General features: G+C 70.2%; 26 protein-coding genes and 1 pseudogene. 12 read left to right on the forward strand and 15 right to left on the reverse strand.

All coding sequences use genetic code 11. From position 1 onward, the window contains the following. Complete coding sequence (locus ACZ5WC_RS04370; RefSeq protein ID WP_468539438.1) at window positions 1-729, reverse strand: GDSL-type esterase/lipase family protein; 729 nt, start codon at window positions 727-729, stop codon at window positions 1-3. A 37-nt stretch (window positions 730-766) separates the two neighbouring features. Between ACZ5WC_RS04370 and ACZ5WC_RS04375 the strand changes: the two genes are divergently transcribed. Further along, on the forward strand, window positions 767-1,816 hold the full coding sequence (locus ACZ5WC_RS04375) for an SdiA-regulated/phytase-like domain-containing protein (protein WP_468539439.1): 1,050 nt from the start codon (window positions 767-769) through the stop codon (window positions 1,814-1,816). Window positions 1,817-1,825: 9 nt separating this feature from the next. Here the strand turns inward: ACZ5WC_RS04375 and ACZ5WC_RS04380 are convergent, their stop codons facing one another. Continuing rightward, entirely contained in the window at window positions 1,826-2,227 is a 402-nt protein-coding gene (locus ACZ5WC_RS04380) for a PPOX class F420-dependent oxidoreductase (protein WP_468539440.1), read from the reverse strand. Window positions 2,228-2,258: 31 nt separating this feature from the next. Further along, on the reverse strand, window positions 2,259-3,059 hold the full coding sequence (locus tag ACZ5WC_RS04385) for a TetR/AcrR family transcriptional regulator (protein ID WP_468539441.1): 801 nt from the start codon (window positions 3,057-3,059) through the stop codon (window positions 2,259-2,261). Between the two features lie 128 nt (window positions 3,060-3,187). Between ACZ5WC_RS04385 and ACZ5WC_RS04390 the strand changes: the two genes are divergently transcribed. From ACZ5WC_RS04390 to ACZ5WC_RS04400, 3 genes are all read left to right on the forward strand, one after another. Beyond that, window positions 3,188-4,243, forward strand: coding sequence for an ATP-binding cassette domain-containing protein (locus tag ACZ5WC_RS04390; RefSeq protein ID WP_468539442.1), 1,056 nt, complete (start codon window positions 3,188-3,190; stop codon window positions 4,241-4,243). Then, window positions 4,240-5,082: an ABC transporter permease gene (locus ACZ5WC_RS04395; protein ID WP_468539443.1), complete on the forward strand. Its 843-nt coding sequence runs from the start codon at window positions 4,240-4,242 to the stop codon at window positions 5,080-5,082. Before ACZ5WC_RS04390 ends, ACZ5WC_RS04395 begins: the two co-directional genes overlap by 4 nt. Before the next feature lie 87 nt (window positions 5,083-5,169). Beyond that, the gene (locus ACZ5WC_RS04400; RefSeq protein ID WP_468539444.1) at window positions 5,170-5,706 is read left to right on the forward strand and encodes a GNAT family N-acetyltransferase; all 537 of its coding nucleotides are present in this window, start codon (window positions 5,170-5,172) and stop codon (window positions 5,704-5,706) included. A 53-nt stretch (window positions 5,707-5,759) separates the two neighbouring features. Here the strand turns inward: ACZ5WC_RS04400 and ACZ5WC_RS04405 are convergent, their stop codons facing one another. The 4 genes from ACZ5WC_RS04405 to ACZ5WC_RS04420 form a co-directional block, all read right to left on the reverse strand. Then, window positions 5,760-6,863 (reverse strand): methyltransferase domain-containing protein, encoded by a 1,104-nt coding sequence (locus ACZ5WC_RS04405; protein WP_468539445.1) that lies wholly within the window; start codon window positions 6,861-6,863, stop codon window positions 5,760-5,762. Further along, window positions 6,860-6,991: a hypothetical protein gene (locus ACZ5WC_RS04410; protein ID WP_392943133.1), complete on the reverse strand. Its 132-nt coding sequence runs from the start codon at window positions 6,989-6,991 to the stop codon at window positions 6,860-6,862. Before ACZ5WC_RS04410 ends, ACZ5WC_RS04405 begins: the two co-directional genes overlap by 4 nt. An 809-nt stretch (window positions 6,992-7,800) precedes the next feature. Continuing rightward, window positions 7,801-8,643, reverse strand: a complete 843-nt coding sequence (locus tag ACZ5WC_RS04415; RefSeq protein WP_468539446.1) for a Scr1 family TA system antitoxin-like transcriptional regulator — start codon at window positions 8,641-8,643, stop codon at window positions 7,801-7,803. After that, the gene (locus ACZ5WC_RS04420) at window positions 8,640-9,383 is read right to left on the reverse strand and encodes a DUF6879 family protein (RefSeq protein ID WP_468539447.1); all 744 of its coding nucleotides are present in this window, start codon (window positions 9,381-9,383) and stop codon (window positions 8,640-8,642) included. Before ACZ5WC_RS04420 ends, ACZ5WC_RS04415 begins: the two co-directional genes overlap by 4 nt. Window positions 9,384-10,031: 648 nt before the next feature. Between ACZ5WC_RS04420 and ACZ5WC_RS04425 the strand changes: the two genes are divergently transcribed. Continuing rightward, on the forward strand, window positions 10,032-11,033 hold the full coding sequence (locus ACZ5WC_RS04425; RefSeq protein ID WP_468539940.1) for a MarR family transcriptional regulator: 1,002 nt from the start codon (window positions 10,032-10,034) through the stop codon (window positions 11,031-11,033). Between the two features lie 100 nt (window positions 11,034-11,133). Here the strand turns inward: ACZ5WC_RS04425 and ACZ5WC_RS04430 are convergent, their stop codons facing one another. After that, a complete protein-coding gene (locus tag ACZ5WC_RS04430) occupies window positions 11,134-11,598 on the reverse strand; it encodes a MarR family winged helix-turn-helix transcriptional regulator (RefSeq protein WP_468539448.1) in 465 nt (154 codons plus the stop codon). 205 nt (window positions 11,599-11,803) lie between these two features. Between ACZ5WC_RS04430 and ACZ5WC_RS04435 the strand changes: the two genes are divergently transcribed. From ACZ5WC_RS04435 to ACZ5WC_RS04465, 7 genes and pseudogenes are all read left to right on the forward strand, one after another. Continuing rightward, window positions 11,804-12,460 (forward strand): hydrolase, encoded by a 657-nt coding sequence (locus ACZ5WC_RS04435; RefSeq protein ID WP_468539449.1) that lies wholly within the window; start codon window positions 11,804-11,806, stop codon window positions 12,458-12,460. 268 nt (window positions 12,461-12,728) lie between these two features. After that, window positions 12,729-13,184, forward strand: coding sequence for a hypothetical protein (locus tag ACZ5WC_RS04440; protein ID WP_468539450.1), 456 nt, complete (start codon window positions 12,729-12,731; stop codon window positions 13,182-13,184). Between the two features lie 8 nt (window positions 13,185-13,192). Beyond that, window positions 13,193-15,022 (forward strand): alpha/beta hydrolase, encoded by a 1,830-nt coding sequence (locus ACZ5WC_RS04445; protein WP_468539941.1) that lies wholly within the window; start codon window positions 13,193-13,195, stop codon window positions 15,020-15,022. A gap of 103 nt (window positions 15,023-15,125) precedes the next feature. Then, window positions 15,126-15,560, forward strand: coding sequence for a hypothetical protein (locus ACZ5WC_RS04450; protein WP_468539451.1), 435 nt, complete (start codon window positions 15,126-15,128; stop codon window positions 15,558-15,560). Window positions 15,561-16,048: 488 nt separating this feature from the next. Further along, window positions 16,049-16,510 (forward strand): annotated as a pseudogene (locus ACZ5WC_RS04455) (transposase); the annotation flags it as partial. Between the two features lie 27 nt (window positions 16,511-16,537). After that, complete coding sequence (locus ACZ5WC_RS04460) at window positions 16,538-17,260, forward strand: class I SAM-dependent methyltransferase (protein ID WP_468539452.1); 723 nt, start codon at window positions 16,538-16,540, stop codon at window positions 17,258-17,260. 10 nt (window positions 17,261-17,270) lie between these two features. Then, complete coding sequence (locus tag ACZ5WC_RS04465) at window positions 17,271-17,684, forward strand: DUF4259 domain-containing protein (RefSeq protein ID WP_468539453.1); 414 nt, start codon at window positions 17,271-17,273, stop codon at window positions 17,682-17,684. Window positions 17,685-17,831: 147 nt separating this feature from the next. On the opposite strand, the gene serC is transcribed toward ACZ5WC_RS04465, so the two are convergent. The 7 genes from serC to ACZ5WC_RS04500 form a co-directional block, all read right to left on the reverse strand. Beyond that, a complete protein-coding gene (gene serC / locus ACZ5WC_RS04470) occupies window positions 17,832-18,950 on the reverse strand; it encodes a phosphoserine transaminase (protein WP_468539454.1) in 1,119 nt (372 codons plus the stop codon). A 97-nt stretch (window positions 18,951-19,047) separates the two neighbouring features. After that, on the reverse strand, window positions 19,048-20,277 hold the full coding sequence (locus tag ACZ5WC_RS04475; RefSeq protein ID WP_468539455.1) for a cytochrome P450 family protein: 1,230 nt from the start codon (window positions 20,275-20,277) through the stop codon (window positions 19,048-19,050). Next, window positions 20,274-21,560, reverse strand: a complete 1,287-nt coding sequence (locus ACZ5WC_RS04480; RefSeq protein WP_468539456.1) for a cytochrome P450 — start codon at window positions 21,558-21,560, stop codon at window positions 20,274-20,276. Before ACZ5WC_RS04480 ends, ACZ5WC_RS04475 begins: the two co-directional genes overlap by 4 nt. Next, complete coding sequence (locus ACZ5WC_RS04485) at window positions 21,557-22,231, reverse strand: GTP-binding protein (RefSeq protein ID WP_311120890.1); 675 nt, start codon at window positions 22,229-22,231, stop codon at window positions 21,557-21,559. The genes ACZ5WC_RS04480 and ACZ5WC_RS04485 overlap by 4 nt, the downstream gene beginning before the upstream one ends. Continuing rightward, window positions 22,212-22,583, reverse strand: a complete 372-nt coding sequence (locus ACZ5WC_RS04490; RefSeq protein WP_096627745.1) for a DUF742 domain-containing protein — start codon at window positions 22,581-22,583, stop codon at window positions 22,212-22,214. The genes ACZ5WC_RS04485 and ACZ5WC_RS04490 overlap by 20 nt, the downstream gene beginning before the upstream one ends. Next, complete coding sequence (locus tag ACZ5WC_RS04495; RefSeq protein ID WP_096627743.1) at window positions 22,580-23,002, reverse strand: roadblock/LC7 domain-containing protein; 423 nt, start codon at window positions 23,000-23,002, stop codon at window positions 22,580-22,582. The genes ACZ5WC_RS04490 and ACZ5WC_RS04495 overlap by 4 nt, the downstream gene beginning before the upstream one ends. Next, the gene (locus tag ACZ5WC_RS04500; protein WP_468539457.1) at window positions 22,999-24,567 is read right to left on the reverse strand and encodes a sensor histidine kinase; all 1,569 of its coding nucleotides are present in this window, start codon (window positions 24,565-24,567) and stop codon (window positions 22,999-23,001) included. Before ACZ5WC_RS04500 ends, ACZ5WC_RS04495 begins: the two co-directional genes overlap by 4 nt. Window positions 24,568-24,811: the final 244 nt, after the last annotated feature.

The raw sequence follows: 24,811 nt of genomic DNA on the forward strand, positions 1-24,811 counted from the left end.
TCAGGCCGGCAGGTGCTCCAGCGCCTGGCGCTCGGTGTACGGGCCGCCCAGCGCCCACGCCTGGTGCATCGCGTCGGCGAAGGCGGCGGCCAGTTTGTGTTCGCCGGTCGGGCCGGGGTGGGTGCCGTCGTAGGTGTCGGTGTGGATGTCGTACGCCGTGGGGCGCGAGGCCAGGAGGAGGGGGGAGGCGGGGTCGTCCAGGTCGGCCACCGCCTTGGCCAGGAGTTCGTTGAAGCGGGCGCAGGAGGCGGCGAAGGGGGCGTCCGTCTCGGCCCGGACGTTCGGTATCACCGGGAGCAGCACCATGCGCATGCGAGGGTTCGCCGTGCGGGCAGCCGTGATGAACGCGCGGGCGTTGGCCGCCGTCTGCTCGGCGTCCGTGTAGAACCCGAGGTCTATCAGCCCCAGCGAGACCAGCAGGACGTCCGCCTCCGCCTCGCGCGCCGCGTCCGCGATCACCGGGGCCATGTGCAGCCAGCCCTCACCCCAGCCGGACAGATGGCGGCGGGCGAGCGGCGGGAAGGACGGGTCCGCGTACGTCTCGGAGAGCGGGGCGTTCGCCTCGGCGTCGTACAGCGTCGAGCGCGGGCCGACGATCTCGTACGGGAGGCCGGGAAACGACTCCAGGTGCTGCCACATCCGGTAGCGCCAGGTGAAGTCGCCGGCGCGCCCGATGGTCATGGAATCGCCGACGAAGAGGAAACGCATGGCGTCATCATGGCCGATCATGCCTCCGGCCTGCGACGTGACGATGGACACTTAGGCCATGCGTTCGTATCTGACCGGCCCGGCGGGCACCCGTGCCGCCGCCCTCGCCGCTGCTCTTCTGCTGCTCGCGGGGGGCGGCCCGGCCGTGGCCGACGACGGCCGGGCCGATCGTGACTTCACGATCGAGGACCCCCGCATCACCGAGTCCAGCGGCCTCGCCGCCAGCCGCGCGCACCCCGGCGTCTACTGGACGCACAACGACAGCGACGACGGCCCCTACGTCTTCGCCGTCGACTCCCGCACCGGGAAGACGGTCGCGACGATCACCATGCGGGGAGTGGGCGAGCCGCGGGATGTGGAAGGCATCTCGATCGGGCCCGACGGCGACATCTACGTCGGTGACATCGGGGACAACCTGGACGGCTCGTGGAGTCATGTCTGGATCTACCGTTTTCCCGAGCCGAAGGAGTTGCGCGACGCCACCGTCACCGCCGTCCAGTACGACGTGAAGTACGCCGACGGCCCCCGCAACGCCGAGGCGCTGATGGTCCACCCGAAGACCGGCCGCGTCTACATCGCCTCCAAGCACGGGGACGGCGGAGGCCTCTACGAAGGGCCCGCGAAGCTCACCACCGGGGCCGTGAACACGTTCCGGCGGGTCGACGAAGTGCCGTGGGTGACGGACGGGGCCTTCTCGCCCGACGGGGGCTCGCTGGTGCTGCGGTCGTACTTCAGCGCCCGCGTGTACGACTTCGAGGACGGCCGGCTCGGGGAGGGCGAGGCGGTCGCCGCGCCGTTCCAGCGGCAGGCGGAGTCGGTGACGTACACGGCGGACGGGTCGGCCCTGATGTTCGGGTCGGAGGGCCTGCGCGGCGGTGTGGTGCGCGTGGAGGTCGCCGGTCGTGAGGGCGGAGGGGACGGTGCGCCGCCCAAGGGCGGTGACGAGGCCGGTGATCAGGCCGGTGACCGGGGCGGTGACCGGGACGGGGGGAGTGGCAGCGGGAGCGCCGCCTCGGACGGCTCCGGGGACGGCAACGTGGTTCTCGGGGCGGCCGTCCTCGTCGGGATCGCGGTCCTGTGGCTCGGGCTGAGGCGGCGGCGGGGCTAGCCGGCGGGTTCAGTCGTCGTCGGTGACCGGCCACACCTCGTAGTGCAGCGTCCGGTCCCTCTTCAGCCGGTGCGCGAGCGGCACCAGCACGCCGTGCACGATCGGGTACTTGCGCGACAGCATCCGCGCCGCGTGCGTGTTCTCCTTCGTGCCTGCCGGCAGCAGCCGGGCATGGGCCCTGATCTGCGGTCCGGTGGGCCGGCCCCGGAGCGTGCAGGGGGCGATCTCCACCTGCGGGTGGTTGCGCATGCGCTCGACCTTCCAGGCCGAGGAGAACGTCCGGATGAACGCGTGATCGCCCTCGACGGCGATGTTGACCGGCGTGCCGACGGGCGTCCCGTCCTGGCGGTGGGTGCTCAGCAGGACGGCGTACTGCTTGACGAAAGGAGCGAGCTCCCGGCTGGCGTCCATATATCCATTGGGACACGGGCCGCGTCCGCTGTCACTTCTGCGCCGCCCTCCGTTCCCGGACCAGGGCCTCGAAACCGGCGATCAGCCGCTGGAGGCCGAACTCGAAGTGATCGAACTCGGCGCTGAAGGTGTCCTCCGCCATCGCCGCCATCACCGGGTACTCCCCGCTGAGCATGGCCCGCTCCAGGTAGGGGCGCTGGTTGTCCCAGAACTCCTCGTCGCTCAGCCCGGTCTGCGCCACCGCCTCCGCCGCATCGCCCTGGGTCCGGGCGAGGCCCTCCACGAAGCTGTTGACCGTGATGATCACGCCGATCAGCTCGGGGTCCCGCAGGCCCATGCCGCGCAGACCGGTGAGCGCGAGCTCAAGTCCGCGCAGGGCGCTGGGGCCGAGCACCGTACGGGCCTGGTTGATCTTGAGCAGCCAGGGGTGGCGGCGCAGGTTGTCCAGGTGCCCGCGGGCCATCCGGTCGACGGCCGCCCGCCAGTCGGAGGGGGGCTCGCCGGGGCCCGTCGGCAGCGGTTCGCCGAGGACGCGGTCGAGCATCAGGTCCAGCAGTTCCGCCTTGCCGGGGATGTACCGGTAGAGCGACATCGTGCCCGTGCCCAGCTCGGTGGAGAGCCGGCGCATGGAGACGGCGGACAGCCCTTCCGCGTCCGCCACGGCAATGGCAGCCGTGACGATCCGGTCCAGGGTGAGGCCCGGCTTGGGGCCGCGGCTGGGGCGTTCGCCGGTGCCCCACAGGAGTTCCAGGCTGCGGGCGATGTCGCCGCTCCCGGTCGCCGCGCCGTCCGTCGTCGCTGTCGCTGTCGCTGTCGATCCGTCTTTCGCCATGGCGTCAGCGTAATGCGCCGGAGAAGATTTGGGTACGCCGTACTCGCATTGGAGTACACCGTACCCATCATCCGGTACGGTGTACTCAATTCGCTTTCTGGTCGACCGGAGAAGCAGGGGGTTGCGCCATGTTCATGCCTGAAGCAGGGGCGAGGTCCACGTCCGGGTACGCGGTGCTCGCCGAGGGGGTCGTCAAGCGGTACCGGGCGCGGGGGAAGGGCGGGGCGGAGAATCGGGCGCTGGACGGATTCGACCTCGCCGTGCGCCCCGGCACTGTCCATGGCCTCCTCGGCCCGAACGGGGCCGGAAAGACCACCGCCGTACGGGTCCTCGCGACCCTCCTGCGGTTCGACGGGGGCCGGGCGGAGGTCGCCGGGCTCGACGTGCGGCGCGAACCCCGTCGCGTACGGAGCAGGATCGGGCTCGCCGGTCAGTACGCCGCCGTCGACGAGGGCCTCACCGGGCGGCAGAACCTGGAGATGTTCGGGCGCCTCTTCCACCTGGGCAACCGCGGGGCCCGGCAGCGTGCCAGGGAGCTGCTGGACCGGTTCGACCTGGTCGAGGCGGCCGACCGGAGCGCCAAGGAGTACAGCGGCGGCATGCGGCGCCGACTCGACCTCGCCTCCTCGATGATCCTCTCGCCCGACGTGCTCTTCCTGGACGAGCCGACGACCGGGCTCGACCCGCGCGGCCGGGGCGAGGTCTGGGACGCGGTCCGGGCCCTGGTGGCGGGCGGCACGACGGTGCTGCTCACCACGCAGTACCTGGACGAGGCGGACCGGCTCGCCTCGCACATCACCGTCATCGACCGGGGGCGGGCCATCGCCGACGACACCCCGGACGCGCTGAAGAACCGCGTCGGCGGCGACCGGATCGAGGTCGTCGCCGCGGACGAGCGCGACCTGGCCGCGGTGGCGAAGGTCGTCGAGCGGGTGGCCGGTGGCGGGCTCGTCGTCACCGACGGCACCGCCCGTCGGGTGCACGCTCAGGTCGCGGACCGGGTGGCCGCCCTGACCGAGGTGGCCCGGAGCCTTCAGGGCGACGGGATCGCGGTGGAGGACATCGGGCTGCGCCGGCCGAGCCTGGACGATGTGTTCCTGCGGCTGACGGGGCACGGCACGGACCGCGACACGGGCGAGGGCCACGACATCGAGATCCCCGACGTGCGAGAGGCGGCGGCATGACCACGCTCGACCAGAACCCCGTGGCGTCGCCCCGAGCGGGCCGGGACCACGGACTCGCCTACTGGGCGGTCTCCGACTGCTGGAACATCACCCGCCGCACCCTCACCCACTACCAGCGCCATCCCGCCGCCGTCCTCTGGCAGCTCGGCTTCCCGATCCTCTCCGTCCTGCTGTACGGGTACATCTTCGGCAGCGCCATGAAGGTGCCCGGGGGCGGCGACTACCGGGAGTTCCTGATGCCCGGCATGTTCGCCATGACCATGGCCATGGGCTTCATGAACACTGCCGTGGCCGTCGTCACCGACACCGGCAGGGGGGTCGTCGACCGCTTCCGGTCCATGCCGATGGCCCCCTCCGCCTTCGCCTCCGGACGCGGGGTGGCCGACCTGGTGGTCGCCGCCGCCGAGCTGACCATCCTGGCCGCCACCGCGCTGCTGATCGGCTGGCGCGCGGGTGGCGGGGGGGTGGCCGCCTTCGGGGCGTTCGGGCTGCTCCTGCTGCTGCGGTTCAGCCTGATCTGGGTGGGCGTCTGGCTGGGCCTGCTGGTCCCCACCCCGGAGGCGGCGGGCGGGCTGTACGCGGTCGCCTTTCCCCTCACGATGATCTCCAGCACCTTCGTCGCCCCCTCCCTGATGCCGGGCTGGCTGGGCGCGGTCGCCGCCTGGAACCCGATCTCATCGACCGCTACGGCCACCCGTGAACTGTTCGGCAATCCGGTGGCGGGCGGCGGCACGTGGGTGGAGGAGCACGCTCTGCTGATGGCGGTGGTGTGGCCGACCGTGATCACGTTGGTGTTCCTGCCGCTGGCGGTACGGCGGTTCAGGCTGCTGAGCAGGTGAGCTGCTGAGCACGTGAGCTGCCGAGCGGGTGAGCGGCTGAGTAACTGAGGGGCGGGCGCGGGCAGGCCGCGCGTAGGGTCGGGGACCGTGCCGCCGACCACCGGGCCCTGGCCCTTCACCACCGCCCGCCTCGACGCGCTCCCCCTCGATCCGGCGTACGCCGACGAGATGGCCGCCGTCCTCGCCGACCCTGCGCTGTACGTGTTCACCGGGGGCGGCCCGCCGGACCCGGTCGCGCTGCGGGCCCGGTACGAGCGGCAGTGCGCCGGTTCGCCGGACGCCGGGGAGCTGTGGTGGAACTGGGTGCTCCGGGTCCGCGCGGAGGGCTGCCTCGCCGGGTACGTCCAGGCGACCGTACGAGGGCCCCGCGCGGAGATCGCCTGGGTGATCGGGACCCCGTGGCAGGGCCGGGGCCACGCGAGCGAGGCGGTGCAGGGCCTCGTGGCGTACCTGGCCTCGGACGCGGGTGTCCGTACGCTCGTCGCCCACATCCACCCCGACCACGCGGCGTCCGAGGCGGTGGCTGCGGCGGCGGGCCTCCGGCCGACCGGGGGGTGGGAGGACGGAGAGCAGCGGTGGACTGCCGACACGCCTGTTCCGGGGGCCCGTGAGGGCCTGCTCTGAGTCGGCCCTTCGCGCGACGCCACGGGCCAACTCAGGGCAGGCCCTGACGCGTGTTACGCCCTGGCCGGCCGGATGACCTCGCGCGGGTCGCGGAGCCATACCTGCTGCCCCCGGTCGGTCACGGTCAGCCCGAACCGCTCCGGGTCAGGTCGCCCCGCCGACTCGTACTCCCACCAGGCCTGCTCGATCTCCTCCCACAGGAACCCGGGCCCGTACTGCCACACCTCCTCCCCCGTGGCGGCCGTCGCTCCGGACCCGTTCTCCCGGGTCACCCACACCTGAACACCGTCAGCGGTGTCCTGGTGGACGAGGCGTACGCCGGGCAGCCGCGCCCCCGCGAACAGCGCGAACCCGAGGTCGAGAAGCCGCGCGGGGTCCAGGCCCGACGCCCGGGCCCGCCCCCTGCCCCGTACCTCGTGGAGATCCGGTACGCGATGGCCGCGCATCGGCATGTACGTGGCCCCGCCGCAGAACGGCCCCACCGCCGTACCGTCATCCTGAACACGGAGCTGGACCAGCGCACCCGACCAGAACTCCCGGGCCAGCGGAGCCACGACGACCCCGCCGGGCCGGACCTGCCGCAGCAGCGCGTACGGGACGTACCGCAGCGCACACGTGGAGACCAGCCGGTCCACCAGTCCCAGGCCGGGCCAGGGCTGTTCACCGTCCCCGACCAGCAGATGCGGCCGGTACCCGGCCTGCGCGAGGGCGTCGGCCGCCTGCCGCGCCACGACCGGGTCCAGCTCGACGCTGTGGACCAGATCGTCACCGAGCCGCTCGCAGAGCAGCGCGGCCACGTACCCGGTGCCGGTCCCGATCTCCAGTACACGCTGACCGTCCCGGACATCGAGCAGCCCGAGCATCCGGGCCACCATCGAGGGCATCGAGTTCGACGACGTCGCGACACCGGGTCCGCCCACCGCTCCGTCGTCGAGCTGTGTGACGACCGGTTCGTCGCTGTTGACCAGCGCCAGCCAGGCGTCCGTCCCCACGACCGGCTCACACCGGTCGGGCAACTGCCGCCAGACGTCCGCCGGAACGAACCGGCCGCGCGGCACGGCCTCGAAGACCTGCCGCCAACGGGCGTTGAGCAACCCGCGATCGGCAAGAGCCCGGACCAGATCCGGGTAGGTCGGTACCTGGTGCGGTGCGTTCACGGCTGCGGGACGTACGTGGGGCGGCTGCCGTCCGGAGACGGCTTCGGCTCCGACGGCGGCGTCCACGGCTTGTCCGACGGAGGCCCGCCATGCTTGCCGCCCTCAGCCTGTACGGGGGTGGTGGTCATCGTCCATCTCCTCTGCCCGGTGGAACGGTTCGATCGGCGGGGCGGCGGTGCAGCCGGTAGATCCCGTACGGCGGGAAGAGGCCGACGCGGCACGGACGACCACTCTCGGCACATGCCCGGCAGAGAAGGTCCCGGCCTCGGGCGGTGTGCCGTACGGTGGTGACCGGAGCGCGCCAACACGCCTCACAGGTACGGACATCCGTCACCGACAGGCTGACCCTCATCCGGCATCCCGGAGAACAGTGGCCGACGTGTGGCACGGGCAGACACAGTCCGGCCGACGGCACAGGGCATGCGCAGCAGGCAGACCCGACACCGAAGCGCTGCGACAGACGACGCCGTACGGACCGTCCACCCCGGCCGACAGCCCGCCCGGGTGGGTGCCCGTCTCCTCGGCCACATCGGCGGCGGTGACCGGATCGCCACGCCACAACAACGTCACCCCATGCTCCGGACAATAGGCACCCGACCCGTCCGCAATCGGAAACTCGTGCACACCGCCCTCCGCGTAACACCTCATCCGCGCCGGGCCTCCCGCCACGCCCGGCCCAGACGCGCAGCCGTCGAACACGGCACTCCGGCACGGCAGGCGGTGCAGGTCGTGGTGTGGTCAAGAAGTATCCGGTATGCGGCTTCGGGCCCGTGTGAGGGCATGGTCAGCGTGCTCATGGCTTTTCCTTCGGGCTGGTGTGGGCTGGAGCTACACGCATCCGCGTGGCCATGAGCAGCACGTTAGAGAGCTGAGCACGAGGTGCGCTGGGCGGTTGTGCCAGGTTGCGAATCCCGCTGTACGCATTGGGCACGGTTGCCTAACCGAGCTCCAACGACGCCCGTGCGCGACCGATCAAACGTCGTGCCTGCGGCCCCTGGACCGCGGCTTCGGCCATCAGATCCCACGCCCGCTCATACAGAACGACGTTCTCCTCGTCGTCGAGCCACATCTCGGTGTTGATCGTCTCGACGATCACGCGACGCCGGTCATAGATCCAAAACCCGTGGCCCGGCGCACGCCTCAGCTGCGCACCGAGGGGAAGCACGCAGATCTCGACAGTGTCCAGGCCGATCAGTCCGGCAAGCCGGTCCAGTTGTGCGGCCATCACCTCGCGGGGGCACGTCAGTACATACAGGGCTGCTTCCCACACCACGAACCGAAAGTGCTTGCCGGCCTCGTACAACGCCTCTTGGCGGCGCATGCGCGCCCGGACCGCTGCCTCGACGTCCCTCGGGATTCCGCGGAACTCGGCGTTCGCCTCGAACGTGTGCCGGGCGTAGTCCGCGGTCTGGAACAGTCCCGGAATGCGGGACACCTCGACACCTCGGATGAGCTGCGTAGCCATCGTCTCGGTGACGGCCAGCTCCTGGCGTGCCCGATGACCACCCGCGAGTTGCCGTCGCCACGACCGGTACTGCGACTCCAGTCCGACGAGCCGTCCCCGTAACTCGGTCGCCGCACCAGGCTGCCCCATCGCCTGGGCCGACTCCATCAGGTCGCTCACGGTGGGGGTCTGCTTTCCTGTTTCCAGGCGGGACACCTTCGAGCGTTGCCAGCCGAGCACCTCGGCCACGCCTTTGCCGTTGAGCCCCGCCTCGCTGCGTAGCTCGCGGAGCCGTGCTCCGAGGGCGACCCGCGCGGTTTGGAAGTCGGTGCTCACCCGGTCGAAGTTACTTCCTTCGCGAAGTCCGCGGTGCGTGTCGCGTGGTGCCAGGCCGCGTCTCGCGCCTGGCACGCGAGAGCGACTTCGGCTGGGTCTTCGCTGAGGACGACGCCGAGGGTCGTGTCGTCCTCAGCGAAGACGAACCTGGCGATCAGCCGGGAGTCGAACAGCCAGAAGTCGTGGCCGGGCAGGCCAAGTCGAACTGCCTGGGAGCGTGGCAGGTTGCGGATGTCCTCACCAGCCGCCACGTTGCCCTGGCCGCTGGCCAGAAGAAACCGCTGCCCCTCGGTCAGAGGCTCGTCGACGAGCCGGACCCGCTCGAACCGCTTTCCCCGAGCCGTCTGCGCCCGGACATTCTCGCGCCATGCGTTGTCCGGCTCAGCCGAGATGTCCGCACCGCTCTTCCACCGTCTCCACTTCGGACTGTTGCGGTCGGAGGCGTATCCGTGCCGGGTCTCCAGCCGGAACGCGGTGTGCCTGAACTCGCGGAACAGCGGGGCGATCTCGGAGAACGCCACCATCTCAGGAACGGTAGTGCGTGGTGCGAAGCGGACCAGGAGATCGCGTGGCACCAGTACGAATGTCTCGCTGTCTTTCACATCGCGGAGCTGCGCCAGGTGCTCTGGGTCGGTAACGCGGTCGCCCTGGACAAGGATGTCGGTGGTGCCCTCGACCTCGTAAAGAGTGGGGCAGTCTCCGTCGTCGCTGGTGGTGCCGAGGAACCTGAGGAGCGTCATAGTGCCCTCCGTCTACGCTGAGTGGGAATCCAGGATGCGGCGGATAGCACCAGACCGAGGGCAGATTGCGCGGAATTGCAGATCCTCATCAAGGCAGAGCAGTTGCGCGCAACAGGCGGTAGGCGAGCCCTTGATGAGCGCCTTGGGGGACTCACGTACATCGTGGTCCAGATCCGACTCGTCGAAGCGCGGGGACTGCCTGGCGGTGATCGGGCGAGCGCGCCCCTGCGCCCGGGACTCGGTGCCCGAGTCCCGAGTCCCGAGCCTCGGGCCTCGGGACGGCCCGGCTCACTCTTCCGGGTGTACGTGGGCAGTGCCCCGGCCCGAAGCTCGGGGCCCGGGATTCGGGCGTCGGGATGCGGGACCCGGGGTTCGAGCGCCTTCTTCAACCGGTAGGTAGATGAAGGGGGTTGGGAGAACCTCCCCACCTCCCCCACCTCGTCACGGCCGGGAAGTATGACTAATCGTGACAGCTTGCGGCGCAGCGTCACGACTGCTTACGGTTCGAGAACCAAACGACCCCGACACGGTGTTGGCACACCAGGCCGGGGTCTCACCGCAAGACGACTACCCAAGAAAGTCGATCCCGTGGCTATCAAGCAGCCTAGCTCCGCCCTGCACGCCCCCGCACACTCCACCGCGTACCCGATGGCCAAGCCCGGATACGGCAAACGCACGGCGCCGGACCAACTTCCGCGTACGCGCGATGATTTCGCCTTGCTGCCGACGCGCGAGCGGTACGTGGCCGGGTTCGTCGACCACCTCCCCGAGGGCGCGGCGATGAGCGTGAAGCACCTCGCCAAACAGCTCCCGCTCTACGGGCAGCAGGCCATCTCCACCGCCCTCACCGCCCTGTCCGTCGCCGGGCATCTGCGGCGCGTACGGTGCCCGGTCGTCGGCGCGGGCGACGAGACCCGGTGGGTCTTCCGCACCTTCTGGTCCCGCACCGCCCGCGACAACGAGTGGTGGAGCGCCTACCTCGCCACCGAGAAGGCCGCCCGGACCGTCAGCTCCGCACCGGGCGCCCCGGCCCCGGACACGGCTTCCCCGCCGTCCGCCCCGGAGTGCCCCGGTAGGGAACCGGCGCCCGAACCCGCCGCCGTACCGCACCAGCGCACCCCTGCCCACGCACCGGACGCCGAGCCCGCGCCGACTGCTCCGTCTGCCCCCGCACCGCCCCACACCTCCGAAGTCGGCCTTTCCCCCGCCTACCTCGCCCTGGCCCGCCTCGGCCGCGACGACCACCGCCTCACCCTCTCCGCCGACGACTGCGCCGCCCTGGAAGGACTGGCGGCGCAATGGCTCGCCCGGGGCGTCACCATCGACTACCTGACCAGCGCCCTCACCGCAGGGCTGCCCGCCAGGGTCGACAGCCCTCTCGGCTTCGTCCGCCGCCGCCTCGCCGACAAGATCCCACCCCGACTTCCCACCGAGAACGCCCAACCCGCCGCCCTCGCCCCGCCTCGCCGCCTCCTCATGGAATGCACCGACTGCGGACGTCCCGGTCGGCCGGAAGCCCTCCCCGACGGTCTCTGCCGAGACTGCCGCGAAACCCACTCCGGGGGCGAAGGGAACTCGCCCCACTCCGCCGAGATCGTCGACGTCAAGGCGCACATGAGTAACCTCCGCGACCTGCTCAAACCCGTCTGACCTCGCCTCGACGAGCCGGTTCGTCATGCAGGTCCGCGCAGTCGATCGTGCCGGGTTTCGATGCCTGGGCGCAGTACCTCGCGGCGCTGCCCGGAGCCGGTCAGTCGGGCTGCTTCTCCATGTGGGTGAGGACGCGGTTCGCGATGTGGGAGAGGGTGTCCAGCTCCTCCTGGGTGAGGGCGTCGATGAACAGCCGGCGGACATGCTGGACGTGCAGGGGGGCGGCGTCCTCGATCGCCCTGCGGCCGGCGGGGGTGGCGATGATGAACGCTCCGCGTCCGTCGTCGGGGCAGTCCTCCTTGGTCACCAGTCCGCGCTTCGCCATCCGCCCCACCTGATGGGACATGCGGCTTTTTTCCCACTCCACCAGCTTGGTCAGGTCCATGAAGCGCATCCGGCCGCCGGCCTCGGTGAGTTTGGCCAACACGATGTAGTCGGAGGGGGACATGCGGGAGTCGGCCTGTACCTGGCGTGAGAGTCGCCCGATGAGCTTCTCCTGCATGCGGATGAAGCTGTCCCAGGCGGCCTGCTGCTCCGGGGTCAGCCAGTGTGGCGGTGCGTCCATGCGAGGAGCGTAGCGAGGCGGTCGGTGGCTGAGCCATCGCCTGGACGGGGCCGGCTCCCGCATCGGGCGATCGGGCCTCCGTGCGCCGCGGCAAATCGGCTGCCCCAATGGGTAGTTGACGCATCAATCATTGGTCCCTAATGTGGATGACGCGTCAACTAAACCGTTGCGGCGGGTACACGTGAAGCTCCAGAAGGGGAATCCCATGAGCACCCAGAACAAGTCCGGACTCGACACGCTGCTGACGCCGGAGGAGAGCGTCCTGGTACTGATCGACCATCAGCCGTTCCAGTTCGCCAATCTGAACAGCCATGAGCCGACGATGATCGTCAACAACGTCGTCGGGCTCGCCAAGGCTGCCAAGGTCTACGACGTGCCGACCATCCTGACGACCGTTCTGGAGGAGCGCGGCGGCCTGATCATCCAGGGCATCCAGGACGTGTTCCCGGAACAGAGGCCGATCGACCGGACCTTCATCAACACGTGGCAGGACGAGCGCGTCGTCGACGCCGTCAAGGCGACCGGGCGGAAGAAGCTGATCCTGGCCGGGCTCTGGACGGAGATCTGCCTGGCGATGCCCGCCATCCAGGCGGTGGGCGAGGGATTCGAGGTCTACGCCGTCACCGACGCGTCGGGGGGTGTCTCGGCCGAGGCCCACGACATGGCGGTGCGGCGCATGGTCCAGGCGGGCGTCGTGCCGATCACGTGGCTGGCCGTGATGGGCGAGTGGCAGCGCGACTGGGCCCGCGAGGAGACCATCCAGGGGGCCGCCGCGGTCCAGGCCCAGCACGGGGGCGCCACGGGTGTGGCCTTCGCCTGGGAGACGCAGCTCCTCGCCGGGCGTGCCCGGAGCGGTGTCTGACGCCGAGGCGGAACCGAGGACGCAGCGAAACAAGGGGCTGCGCGAGCTCAGCACAACCCCGCCGCAAAGATCCGGCCGCCCGGCCCATTCGGCCCTCACCTTGCCCGAGTTCACCGATGTGGCCTGATCTCCTTGGCCGGCAGCGGGAGTCTGGCTATGGCAAACCCTGTGTTTGATTTGTCCCGTCGACGCCGGAGAGTATGTCCACTCGGCCCGAGGCGCCTGGAAACAGGGCACGGGGAAACGGGGAAGTGGGGAGAGTTTCGCGGTGGCGTGGGACGAGTGGGAGCAACTGAAAGCTGATGCGTCGGCGCGCGGAACTGTCCACATGCAGCTGAACCGGGCTCCTTCGGAGGACGGGGCCTCAGCTGGGCCGGCTTCAGGAGATCTGAAGACGAACAAAAGGGCATGGGTGAAGGCCGGCGAGGGCGTCCTGGGTCTCAAGGACGGTGTTGGCAAGGCATTGACGAAGCTGACCGAGGGGCAGACGGGGCTCGGTGACACCGGGGGATGCCGGAGCGCCGCAGCGCAGAAGGAGCTCTACGACTCCTGGAAGAAGTACGTCGGCGACGTGAGCGGCCGCTGTGACACGTTGGGCGGGCTGCTGCAGAAGGCAGGCCACGATCTGTCGAAGTCCGAGCAGGAAGTCACGGCGGAGCTGGACAAGCTCGCGGTGAAGTACCGGGACACCGAGGCCGTTGGCGGCCAGGCAAAGGAGCGGTGATCCAGCTCATGAACCTGGCCACGTTGAAAGCCTTCAAGCCGTCCGAGTACGAAGAGGCCGCGGACGGATACCGGGCGACCGGTGACATGGCCTCCACGGCCAAGGACACGATCGACAACCAGATCAGTGTGGGACTCCGCAACCAGGTGGAGGGCGAGGCGGCGAAGGCCGCTCTCGACGAGCTCAAGAAGCTGTCGGCGAATTTCCACTACGCGCAGGTCGAGTGCGGCCTGGTGAGCACCGCGCTGAACGGTTTCGCCTTCGACATGGCGGCGGCCAAGCGCAAGCTGGAAGCGGCCATGGAGGACGCCCGAGCCGACGGTTGCACGGTCAACCCCGACGGCTCCGTCTCGTATCCGGCGGGCAAGAAGCCCGGCGACGAGGAGATGGCGGACGGCGGCACGGTGACCGGGCGCGCCGGAGGCGGCTCCATGCCCGACGCGCTGGATCGCCAGGCGGCCAACATCCACCCGAACCCGCACTACGGCAAGGCCAGGGCGTACGCCAACCGGATCGCCGACGCCCTGGAAGAAGCCACGGACGCTGATACGAAGTGGGCGCCGAAACTGCGCGCGCTGAAGGCCGACGACGACCTGACGGTCTCCCATCGGGACTGGGCGGACGTTCGGTCGGACACGAGCGGTGTCCGCGGCGCGGGCAAGGACTACCTCGACTCGCTGCCGGAGCCTCCGAAGGACGGCACCCCGGAGGACAACGCGTCCTGGTGGAAGGGCCTCAGCGCGGAGGAGCAGTCGGCCCACCTCGCCCTGAACGCCGCCTCGGTCGGAGCGCTGGACGGGCTGCCCGCCGAAACCCGTGACGAGGCCAACCGCACGGTCTTCGCGGAGAAGCGCGGCGAGTACGAACAGGCCCTGAAGGCGATCCCGGCGGCGCCGACGAAGTACACGTACGTCAACACCGGCAGAGGCCCGGTCAGGGTGTATACCGACGACTACGTGAAGTGGGATGAAAAGTACAGCGACAGGAAAAAGGAGCTGGAGGGCTACCTCAAGGGGATGGACCAGATCCAGGACCGCTTCGACCGGACCGGCGTGCGTGGCCTCCCAGAGGCGTACCTTCTTGGCTACGACCCTGTGGGTCATTCTGACGGGAAAATCATCCTGGCGAACGGGAATCCTGACACCGCAGACCATACGGCCGTATATGTGCCTGGGACCAAAGCCAACATCGAGAAGATCGCTGAGGGCGCCGACTTGGGCGACTTCGGTAGAAGCGAGAGGCTGTGGGCGGAGAGCGGAAAGATGGCTCCGGATAAGAGCTTTTCCACTATCACTTGGCTCGACTACGACGCTCCCGACAAGGTTTTCGGCGAAGCCACTCGCGGGTCGTACGCAGAAGATGCCGGCCCGACGCTGCGCAGCTTCATGGAAGGAAACAGGGCCGCGCATGAAACCAGCCCCGGAAACCCGGGCCACATGACGCTCATTGGGCACAGCTATGGAAGCACTGTTGTGGGCGTTGCCGCCCAGTCGGACATCGGGCCGATCGGGCAACTCGGTCCGACCCCACGCATCGCTGATGATGTGATCGTTGTCGGCAGCCCCGGCGTGCAGGCCGACCATGCGGCGGATCTGGGAATCGGCGCCCAGCACGTGTGGGCCATGGGCGCGCCCGGGGACGACCAGGTCGTCCGTCAGGGCGGCCGCTTGATGGGACTCGGCGACAACCTGACAATCCCCACCGACGAACGCTTCGGCGGGAACATCATGAAGAGCGACTCGGGTGATCACGGTGGGTTCTGGGATCCTGAATCAACCAGCCTCAGAAATCAAGCAGCCGTGATTGCGGGAAAATATGAACGAGTCCAGCATGACTAGTCCCGCGAAATACGGGACCAGCAAGACACGCAAGACACGCAAGACACGCAAGAGTACAGCCTGCGTGATCCTCTTTTGCTCGCTTCTTTCGGGGTGTTCTGGGATGAACGAAAACAGCGCCGACGCTCCGGTGCGTGCCAGTTCCAAGGTGCAGGACGAGGTCGAGAAGGTTTCGAGCTCGATCCTGGAGATTCTTTCGCTGGAGGCGAAGGTGACCGAGGCGGGTGCCATGATCTCTCCGTGTGAGGGAGGAACGTATCGGGCGCACCACCCCTGGGGCGTCTACGGGCCTCCTGCCAAGAATCTGGAAGAAGCAATGGATAGATTGCGAAGCCAGCTGCCGAAGAAGGGGTGGAAGATCGTAAAAGACGGCCCGGATGACAGTCGGGCGAAAAGTCCGCAAATTGTCGCCGACTCGGCCAATGGGAAATTCTCCGTCGATGCCCGTTTCCATGGCAGGCCGAGCGACGATCCGGCCCAACTTGAGGTCACCGTTCAATCAGCGTGCTTCCGCCCTGAGCCTGAATCCACGTCCTGAAGCTCAGTTGGTGTGGAGGCAGGGCGCATGCTGAGTCCGTTAGGGGGCAAGGGAGGCCGGGGTGGTGGTTGAGGCAGCACACCACCGACAAGGAGCTCAGGCTCTGGGACTTGGTGTACTGCACCCAGCAGACGTCGATCCCTCGGGGAGGGCAGTCCATCGCGTAAGCGATCTTGCGTTCGAGGGTGGCGTAGGCGCGGCCGCCGTCGTCCCTCTCAGCAGGGGCGATTCGCCTCGTACGTGCTCTTCAGCCACGTGACGGCACCCAGCACACGAGTCCAGGTGCGTTCCACCGTGGTCTGGTTCTGCCGCATGAGCCAGTGTCCGGTCATGAGGGGCGGCAGCGTCGAGGAGACGAACGCGCGGGTGTGTTCGGAGTTCAGTTCTGCACCCGGACGGCGTAGGGCCTCCTGGCCGTACGTGTCCCTGCTACCGGTCCACGGACCGTATCCGCGCCAGTGTCCTGACCAGGTCATCTGCGCCCTTCGTTCTTCTGGGGATTCCGGCTCTACCTGGTCACCACCGCCGAGCGCAGGCCCGTTACCTGGTGCGTGGCCAACCCGAAGCCCGGCGAACGGGAGGTGATGGCCGCCCTGCTGGAGCGCGACCACCACCTCGTCTGCCAGGGGCAGGTGATCCTCGCCGACAATGGCTTCGCCGGGAAGGAGTTCGAGACCTTCGTCAGCGAGCGCCTCGGCACCCACCTCGTGCGGCCGGACCGCAAGGACGAGCCGGTCCGGCACGGGAAGGTCGCCCCAGTCCGGCAGTGGATCGAGGCTGTCATCGACACCCTCAAAGGCCAAGTCAGCCTCGAACAGCACGGCGGCAGAAGCCCCGCCGGAGTCTTCGCCCGCACCGGACAACGACTCCTCGCCCTCGCCGCCGGCATCTGGCACAACTGGACCACCGGCGCCGCAGTCAAACGCTCACTGATCGCCTACGACCACTGAATACATCGGACTCATAGGGTGGTGGCCATGACCTCTCCCGACCCCTCTCCCGACTTCCTGCACGCCACCCGGGCCTCGTACGACACCATGGCGCCCGCCTATGTCGATTTCTCCCGAGGTGAGTTGGCGGCCAAGCCTCTTGAGCGCGGGCTGCTGACCGTCTTCGCCGAGCTGGTGGCGAAGGGCGGCGGCGGGCTCCCGCTGGCCGACGTCGGCTGCGGTACCGGCCGGGTGACCGGGTATCTGCACGGACTTGGCCTCGGGCTCGACGTGTTCGGGATCGACCTCGCCCCACAGATGCTGGCCGAGGCACGGAAGGACCACCCCGGGCTGCGTTTCGAGGAGGGGTCCATGCTGGGCCTCGCGCTGCCGGACGCGTCATTGGGCGGGCTGCTCGCCTGGTACTCGACGATCCACGTGCCGGACGAGGAACTGCCGCGCGCCTTCGCGGAGTTCCACCGGGTGCTGGCCCCCGGCGGATACGTACAGCTCGGCTTCCAGGTCGGGGACGAGCCGTTGCGGCTGACGGAGGCGTGGGGCATGGAGATCTCGCTCGTCTTCCACCGGCGGCAGCCGGAGCGGGTGGCCGAACTGCTGCGGGGCGCGGGCCTGGAGGTGGTGTCCCGGGTGTGGCGGGAGCGGGAGACGGACGGGCCGTTCCCGGAGCGGGCACCGCAGGGGTTCGTCCTCGCGCGCAGGCCGATTGTCAGTGGCGGCTGTGAGTATGGGAACACCAGCACAGCGGATTGAGGGGGACCCCATGGGCGCCTGGGACATCGGCCACTTCGACAACGACACCGCCGCCGACTTCGGCGGCCGGGTCGACGACGCGGAGCCCGGGAGGAAGGCGGACGTGCTCCGGGACGTCCTGACCGCCGTGGCGGACACCGGGCCGGAGGACTATGTGGACGGCGGGGAGGGGGCGGTGGCCGCCGCCGCGCTGATCGCCGCGCAGTGCCCCGGGGGAGAGCCCGTCACCACGCCGTACGGCCCCAAGGCCTCCCTGCCCCCGCTCCCCGCCGACCTGCGCCCCCTGGCCGTCCGCGCCCTGGACCGCCTCACCGCGAAGAACGCCGAGCCACTGGACCTGTGGGCGGACGCAGGGGCGGACGAGCAATGGCTGGCGGGGATAGCCGAGCTGCGGGCGGTGCTGGTGGCGGCGTCGGGGGAGTAGTGCCGCGTCCTCAGCGTTTCAGGCTGCCCGCGCGCACGATCTCGTCGACGTCCAGCGAGGCTTCGGCACGCCCGGTCGAGTGAAGCAGAAACGGCCCGGCACCCACGTGGGTGCCGGGCCGTCTCCGTACAGCGGAGAACCGCAGCGCTACAGCTTCTCGATCACGTAGTCGATGCACGCCGTCAGCGCCTGCACGTCCGCCGGGTCGATCGCCGGGAACATCGCCACGCGCAGCTGGTTGCGGCCCAGCTTGCGGTACGGCTCGGTGTCCACGATGCCGTTGGCGCGCAGCACCTTGGCGACGGCCGCCGCGTCGATCTCGTCCGCGAAGTCGATCGTGCCGATGACCTGCGAGCGCTTCGCCGGGTCCGTGACGAACGGGGTGGCGTACTTCGACTCGTCGGCCCAGCCGTAGAGGTGGCCGGAGGACGCGGCCGTGCGGCCCGTCGTGAAGTCCAGGCCGCCCTGGGTGTTCATCCACTTCAGCTGCTCGTTCAGCAGGAAGAGGGTGGACAGCGCCGGGGTGTTGTACGTCTGGTTCTTGAGGGAGTTGTCGATGGCCGTGGGCAGCGAGAAGAACTCCGGGATGTGCCGGCCCGAGGCGTGGACGCGGGCCGCACGCTCCAGGGCGGCCGGGGAGAACACGCCGATCCACAGGCCGCCGTCGGAGGCGAAGGACTTCTGCGGGGCGAAGTAGTAGACGTCGCTCTCGGTGATGTCGACCGGCAGCCCGCCCGCCCCGGAGGTGGCGTCCACCAGGACGAGTGCGCCCTCGTCGGCGCCCGCGACGCGCTTGACCGGGGCCGCGACACCCGTCGACGTCTCGTTGTGCGTGAAGGCGTAGACGTCCACGCCCGCCTCGGCCTGCGGGTCCGGGTGGGTGCCCGGGTCGGAGGCGATGACGGTCGGGTCGGACAGCCAGGGCGCGAGCTTCGCGGCCTTGGCGAACTTGGAGGAGAACTCACCGAAGTTCAGGTGCTGGGACTTCGACTCGATCAGACCGTGCGTCGCGATGTCCCAGAAGGCGGTGGAGCCGCCGTTGCCGAGGATGACCTCGTAACCCTCGGGGAGGGAGAAGAGCGCGCGCACGCCGTCGCGTACCTCGCCGACCAGGTTCTTGACCGGGGCCTGGCGGTGGGACGTGCCGAGGAGTGAGGTGCCGGTGGCGGCCAGCGCGTCGAGCGCCTCCGTCCGCACCTTGGAAGGACCGGCGCCGAAGCGTCCGTCGGCGGGCTTGATGTCAGCGGGAATCTGGATGTCGGCCACGAGTCGGAGCGTAGTCCCTCGACGGCGCGGCCCAGCAACCGTGTCCGTCCGATGAGACGTGCGCTCCGGCCCGTGGACGCCCGCGCAACCGGGAGGACTACGCCTCGTGGCCGAACGGGCAGCCCAACTCCACCGGCAGCTCGTACAGGTCGTTCTGCGTCACGATCGGCTTGTTGCGCAGCTCAGTGGCCGGGACCGCCAGCTCCAGTTCCGGGAACCGTGCGTAGAGGGCGGGGAGCGCGATCCCCGCTTCCAGGCGGGACAGTGCCGCGCCCGGGCAGACGTGCGGGCCGTGGCCGAAGGCGATGTGGCGGTTCGGGGTGCGGGTGGCGTCGAACTCGCCCGCCGTCGGGCCGTACTGCTCCTCGTCGCGGCCCAGCGCGCCGAACGAGATGATCAGGCCCTCGCCCTTCGGGAGGATACGGTCGCCCACCTCGATGTCCTCCGTCGCGAAGCGGATCAGGACGTGCGAGGTCGGGGTGTTCCAGCGCAGCGTCTCCTCGATCACGCCCTCCCACCCGATCTCCCCGTCCAGGACCTTCTTGCGCTGCTCGGGGTGGGTCTGGAGCGCCTCGACGACGTTGACGATCAGGCTGATCGTGGTCTCATGTCCGGCGGCGATGATCAGTTGCAGCGTGTTGACGATCTCCTCGTCGGTGAGGTGGTCGCCGTTCTCGGAGGCCGCGATCAGGGCGCTGGTGAGGTCGTCGCCCGGGTTCGCCCGCTTGTCGTCGACGATCTTCGTGAAGAGGGCCCCGAGGTCCGCCATCATCTGCGGGACCTCCTCCGGCGGGGTCTGCGTCGAGAAGAACTTCTCGAACAGCTCCTTGAGGCGCGGGTGGTCCGCCCCGTCCACGCCCATCAGCTCGCTGATCACGTTCATGGGCAGGGGGTAGGCGAACTCGGCCTTCAGGTCCACCGGCTGCCCGGCCGGCAGTGCCGCCAGCTTCTCCAGGCTCGCGTTCGTCAGTGCCTCGATGCCCGCCCGCAGCCGCTCCACCCGCTTCACGGTCAGCGCCTGCGCCACCAGCGTACGGAGCCGGCGGTGGTCCGCCCCGTCGACCGTCAGCATCGAGCGGCCCGGGTTGGCCAGGCCGATCAGCGGCCAGTCCATCGGTATCTCGCCGCGCTGCCAGGCGTTCCAGACGTTGATGTCCTTGACCACCCGGCTGTCGGTGAGCAGCGCGCGGGCCTCCGCGTGGCGGGTGACCGCGTAGACGTGCACCCCGCCCGGCAGCTCCACCTCCGCGAGCGGACCGGCGGCCCGCAGCGCGGCGCTCTCGCCGTCGAGGTCGGTGACGAACGGGTCGAGCGCGATGCGGGTCATGCGGGGCCTCCGAAACTTCCGGGTCTGCCGAGGGCGGGCGTGGGCGTGAAGGTCACCGGCAGGTCCGTCAGGCCGCGCAGCCACGGTGACGGGCGGCGGGTGAGCTGCTCGGCGGGGACGGCGAGGTCCACGTCCGGCAGCCGGTCGAGCAGGACCTCGATGCCGGTACGGGCGATGACCTCGGCGGTCTCCTGGGCCGGGAACGGGCAGCGGTGCTCGCCGTGGCCGAAGGAGAGGAAGGCGTTGTTGCCGCCGGTCAGCGTCGAGCCGTCGGTCCGCACCTGGGGGTCCCCGTTGGCGGCGGCGAGGCCGAGGAGCAGCAGGTCACCGGCGCGGATGTGGCGGCCGCCGAGGTGGGTGTCGCGGGAGGCCCAGCGGCCCGCCACGTTCTGGGTGGGGGTGTCCTCCCAGAGGACTTCGTTCATCGCCTCGGCGACGCTGTGCCGCCCGCCGGAGAGCGAGGCGGCGAACCGGTCGTCGGTGAGCATCAGGCGCAGCGAGTTGCCCATCCAGTCGGCGGTCGGCTGGTGCCCGGCCGCCATCATCACCATGAGGTCCTGGGCGACCTCCTCGTCGGTGAAACCGCCGCGGTCGGCGATCATCCGGCTGGCCACGTCGTCGCCGGGCTCGGCGTGCTTGTCGGCCAGCAGCCGGAACATCGAGGTGGCCAGGTGCTGCTGTCCGGCGAGCGCCCGCTCGCGGCCGTCGATCATGTCGTTGATCGCGCCGACCAGGGGGTGCGCCTCCGCGTCGGAGAAGCCGTAGATCCTGGCCAGCACGAGGGCGGGGAGCAGCTTGGCGTAGTCCGCGATGATGTCCACCGAGCCCTTGGTGCAGAACCGGTCGATCAGCTCGTCCGCGAACTCCTCCGCGTACCGCTTCAGGGAGAACGGGTCGACGCCCTCCAGCGCGTTGCTGATCATCATCGCCCGGACGCTGTGGCGCTCGCCGACCGTGTAGAGGATCGAGGGCTGCTTGCGCCCGATCATCGGCAGCAGCGGCCAGTCGTCGGGGATGCGGTCCCACTGGTTCCACAGGTCGGAGTCCCGGCTGAAGAGGACCGGGTCGCCGGTGACCTGGTGCAGTTCGCGGTAGCCGAGGATCAGCCAGGCGGGCACGTCCCCGTCGAGCACGACCGGGGCGACGGCGCCGTGGTCGCGCCGCATGTCCCGGTAGAGCTGGACGGGGTCGCTCTGGAAGCGGGGCCCGGACAGGGGGACGGACCCGTGGGTGACGGGGCAGCCGGAGGCGGTGGTGCCGGTGGTGCCGGTGGTGGTTGTCACGGGGCGGGCTCCGGGGTCGGTCCGGCAGCCGCCAGGGCCGCGTCGGCCAGGGCCCCTGCGGGGACGGCCGCCTCGGGGGCGCGGAGGCGGGCGGCGGACAGCGCGGCCAGGTGTTCGACGAGCGTGATGAGCACGTACTTGCTGGAGGACCGGTCGCGTGCGTCGCACTCCACCAGCGGTACGTCCTCCGAGAGGTCCAGGGCCTCGCGGATCTGCTGCTCGCTGTGGAGCGGGCCGCCGAAGTCGTTGCACGCCACGATGAACGGTGTGCCGTGGTGCTCCAGGCGGTCGATGGCATACCAGGAGTCGGCGAGCCGGCGGGTGTCGACGAGGACGACCGCGCCTAGCGTGCCGGAGAACAGCCGGTCCCACAGGAACCAGAACCGCTCCTGTCCGGGCGCGCCGAAGAGGTACAGCACGGACCGTTCGTCGAGCGTGATGCGGCCGAAGTCGAACGCCACGGTGGTGGACGTCTTGGCCTGTACGCCGTCGAGGTGGTCGACGGCCTCGCCCGCGCGGGTCATCGTCTCCTCCGTGTTGAGCGGACGGATCTCGCTCACGGATCGGACCATGGTGGTCTTGCCGACGCCGAAGCCGCCGACGACAACGATCTTGAGTCCGTTGTCGGCCGTCGAGCTCAGGGCGGCGCGGTCAGAGGTTGCGGAGTCCAACGAGCACCTGTTCCAGGATGTCGGGGTCGGGGAGCCGGTCCGCGACACGGGCGGTACGGGGGTGGCGGGCGCTGACCCGGCCGGTGTCGAGCAGGTCGCACAGCATGATGCGAACGATGCTGACGGGCAGGTTCAGGCTCGCGGCGATCTCGACGACGGCGGTCGGGCCCTGGCACATCCGCAGGATCGCGACGTGCTCCGACTGCATGCCGGGGGCCGGGTCGCACTCGGCGACGACGAGCGTGACCAGGTCGAAGGCGGCCGAATCGGAACGGCTGCGGCCCCCGGTGAGGGTGTACAGCCGGTCCGGATCGTCGTCGCGGCCCGGGCGCGGGCGGGGCGCCGTCGTCATACGGCCGTGCCCTCCGCCACGGGTGCGCGCGGCGGGGCGACCAGGTGCTCGCCGAGCTGTTCGACGAGCTCGCTCATGTTGTGGCCGACGAGGCCCACGTCGGAGTCCTCGTCGGCGACGACGGCGAGGTGGGCACCGGCGCCCGCCTCGACGATGAACAGCACGCCGCCGTAGAACTCGGTCATCGCGGACCGTACGCCGCCGGTGCCGTCACCGAACTCGATGGACGCGCCGTGCGAGAGGCTCTGGATTCCGGCGGAGATCGCGGCCAGCTGGTCGGCCTGGTCGACGGAGAGCTCGGGGGTGCGGCACAGCTTGAGGCCGTCGCGGGACAGGACGAGGGCGTGGCGGGTGCCGGGGGTGCGGTCGAGCAGCCCCTCCAGCAGCCAGTTGAGCTTCTCGTCGGTGGTCGCGGTCATCGGGTGTTGCCTTCCGGGTGCGGGGAGTTGGCTCGTACCGCCCTGCTGAAGGTGCTGAAGCGCGCTGCCTGGACCTTCGGGTCGGTGGTGGTACGGGCCCGGGGGGTGTCGGCTTCGCCGGGGGCGGCGTTGCCGGTACGGGCTTCGGCGGCGGCCAGGGTGCGGCCGCGGCGGCGCTTGGGCAGACCGCTCTCGCCGAACGTGGGCACGCTGCCGGTGGATTCGGACGCGGACTCCGGGGAGTGTGCGGGCTCCGCCGCCGGGGGCAGGGGCATGGAGGCGGTGTCACCGGAGGCGCCGTCCGGGGCGTTGCGGGCCGCGGGGGCGGGGTCGGCGGCGCCCGCGTCCTCGGCCGACGCGTGGGACGGCTCCGGCTCGGCGGGTGTCGTGGTGGCCGGGGTGGCCGGGAGCGTGGCAGCCGGCGTCCGTACGGCCGGTGCGGGGGCGCGGGAGATGAGGTCCTGAGGGAGCATCATCAGCGCGCCGGTGCCGCCGCGCGCGGACGGCCGGAACGAGACCGTCAGCCCGTGCTTACGGGCCAGCCGGCCGACGACGGCGAGGCCGAGGCGGGTGCCGGAGAGGCTGGTGAGGTCCTGGTTCTCGGCGGAGACGGCCCGCTCGGCGCGGCGCAGCTGCACCTCGCTCATGACGAGCCCGCTGTCCTCGACGGTGATGACGATGCCCGCCGGGACCTCCTCCACGTAGACGTGGACCTCGGCGGTGGGCGGCGAGAAGTTGGCCGCGTTGTCGAGGAGTTCGGCGAGCGCGTGCATGACGCCCTCGGCCGCGTGACCGGCGATCGCGACATCGCTGGTGGAGTGGAGGCGGACGCGCTGGTAGCTGCCGATGCGGCCCATCGCGCCGCGCAGGATCGACTCCATCACGATCGGCTTGGCCCAGCGGCGGCCGGAACGCGCCCCGGTCAGTACGGCGATGGAGTCGGCGAGGCGGCCCGCCTGGGCGGTGCGGTGGTCCAGGTACAGCAGGTCCCCGAGTACGGACTCGTCGGCGTGCCGGTGCTCCATCTCCCGCAGGTCGGCCAGCATGCTGGTGGCCAGGGCCTGCATCCGTCCGGCAGCGTTGGCGCAGGCGGCGACGGCCGCGGAGCGCTCGGTCTCGGCGCGGGTGGCGCGGGCGGTGAGCCGCTCGACGGCGGTGGTGAGGCGGGCCTGTTCGGCGGCGGCCTCGGCGCGGATGCGCTCGTTCTCGGCGCGGGCGTCGGCGGCGACCCGGGCGGTCTCGGCGGAGGCGGCGGCCTTGATCCGGGCACTCTCGGCGGTGAAGCGCTGGGCTTCGGCCGCGGAGGCGGAGACCAGGCGTGAGGTCTCGGCGGTGAACCGCTGGGCGTCGGCGGCCCGCAGGGCGCGCAGCGTCCGCGCGGCCCCCAGGGTGTGGACGGTGACGGCCACGGCGACGCTCAGCAGTACGGCGGCGGCGCCCGCTCCCCACGCCAGCGGGGTCCGTACCGTGTCGGGGGCCGCGGCGACGCCCCACAGGGTCAGCGTGCCGGTTGCGACGGCCGAGATCAGCAGGGCGAGTGCGGTGGGCCGGTGTGAGGGGCGCAATCGGAGTCCTCGGTGGCGGACGTGCGGGGCGGGGCGGGGCGTTACGGGGTGGGGCAAGGCGAAACCGTGCCGGTCAAATCCGGACAGTTCGCCACGGGTGTGGGCGATCATGCACAACTGGAGCTGATAATTCCTGCTCAAGTCTTGGTCACTATAGGAGACTTGACGGTCTGTTTGGGAAGATCTTGTGGGCTTTTTTGTGCGGCTTGCCCGCCTTTACCCGACCGCATCCCAAGAGTTCATC

This window comes from Streptomyces sp. NPDC033165 (assembly GCF_055577965.1).

Excerpts from the sequence above, each read along its gene's own strand:
- ACZ5WC_RS04450 (WP_468539451.1), top strand. The coding sequence starts at position 15,126 with ATGAACGAAAACAGCGCCGACGCTCCGGTGCGTGCCAGTTCCAAGGTG.
- ACZ5WC_RS04445 (WP_468539941.1), top strand. The coding sequence starts at position 13,193 with ATGAACCTGGCCACGTTGAAAGCCTTCAAGCCGTCCGAGTACGAAGAG.
- ACZ5WC_RS04490 (WP_096627745.1), bottom strand. The coding sequence starts at position 22,583 with ATGACGACGGCGCCCCGCCCGCGCCCGGGCCGCGACGACGATCCGGAC.
- ACZ5WC_RS04460 (WP_468539452.1), top strand. The coding sequence starts at position 16,538 with ATGACCTCTCCCGACCCCTCTCCCGACTTCCTGCACGCCACCCGGGCC.
- ACZ5WC_RS04465 (WP_468539453.1), top strand. The coding sequence starts at position 17,271 with ATGGGCGCCTGGGACATCGGCCACTTCGACAACGACACCGCCGCCGAC.
- ACZ5WC_RS04395 (WP_468539443.1), top strand. The coding sequence starts at position 4,240 with ATGACCACGCTCGACCAGAACCCCGTGGCGTCGCCCCGAGCGGGCCGG.
- ACZ5WC_RS04475 (WP_468539455.1), bottom strand. The coding sequence starts at position 20,277 with ATGACCCGCATCGCGCTCGACCCGTTCGTCACCGACCTCGACGGCGAG.
- ACZ5WC_RS04385 (WP_468539441.1), bottom strand. The coding sequence starts at position 3,059 with ATGGCGAAAGACGGATCGACAGCGACAGCGACAGCGACGACGGACGGC.
- ACZ5WC_RS04370 (WP_468539438.1), bottom strand. The coding sequence starts at position 729 with ATGATCGGCCATGATGACGCCATGCGTTTCCTCTTCGTCGGCGATTCC.
- ACZ5WC_RS04425 (WP_468539940.1), top strand. The coding sequence starts at position 10,032 with ATGGCCAAGCCCGGATACGGCAAACGCACGGCGCCGGACCAACTTCCG.
- ACZ5WC_RS04375 (WP_468539439.1), top strand. The coding sequence starts at position 767 with ATGCGTTCGTATCTGACCGGCCCGGCGGGCACCCGTGCCGCCGCCCTC.
- ACZ5WC_RS04435 (WP_468539449.1), top strand. The coding sequence starts at position 11,804 with ATGAGCACCCAGAACAAGTCCGGACTCGACACGCTGCTGACGCCGGAG.
- ACZ5WC_RS04380 (WP_468539440.1), bottom strand. The coding sequence starts at position 2,227 with ATGGACGCCAGCCGGGAGCTCGCTCCTTTCGTCAAGCAGTACGCCGTC.
- ACZ5WC_RS04410 (WP_392943133.1), bottom strand. The coding sequence starts at position 6,991 with ATGACCACCACCCCCGTACAGGCTGAGGGCGGCAAGCATGGCGGGCCT.
- ACZ5WC_RS04495 (WP_096627743.1), bottom strand. The coding sequence starts at position 23,002 with ATGACCGCGACCACCGACGAGAAGCTCAACTGGCTGCTGGAGGGGCTG.
- ACZ5WC_RS04430 (WP_468539448.1), bottom strand. The coding sequence starts at position 11,598 with ATGGACGCACCGCCACACTGGCTGACCCCGGAGCAGCAGGCCGCCTGG.
- ACZ5WC_RS04390 (WP_468539442.1), top strand. The coding sequence starts at position 3,188 with ATGTTCATGCCTGAAGCAGGGGCGAGGTCCACGTCCGGGTACGCGGTG.
- ACZ5WC_RS04420 (WP_468539447.1), bottom strand. The coding sequence starts at position 9,383 with ATGACGCTCCTCAGGTTCCTCGGCACCACCAGCGACGACGGAGACTGC.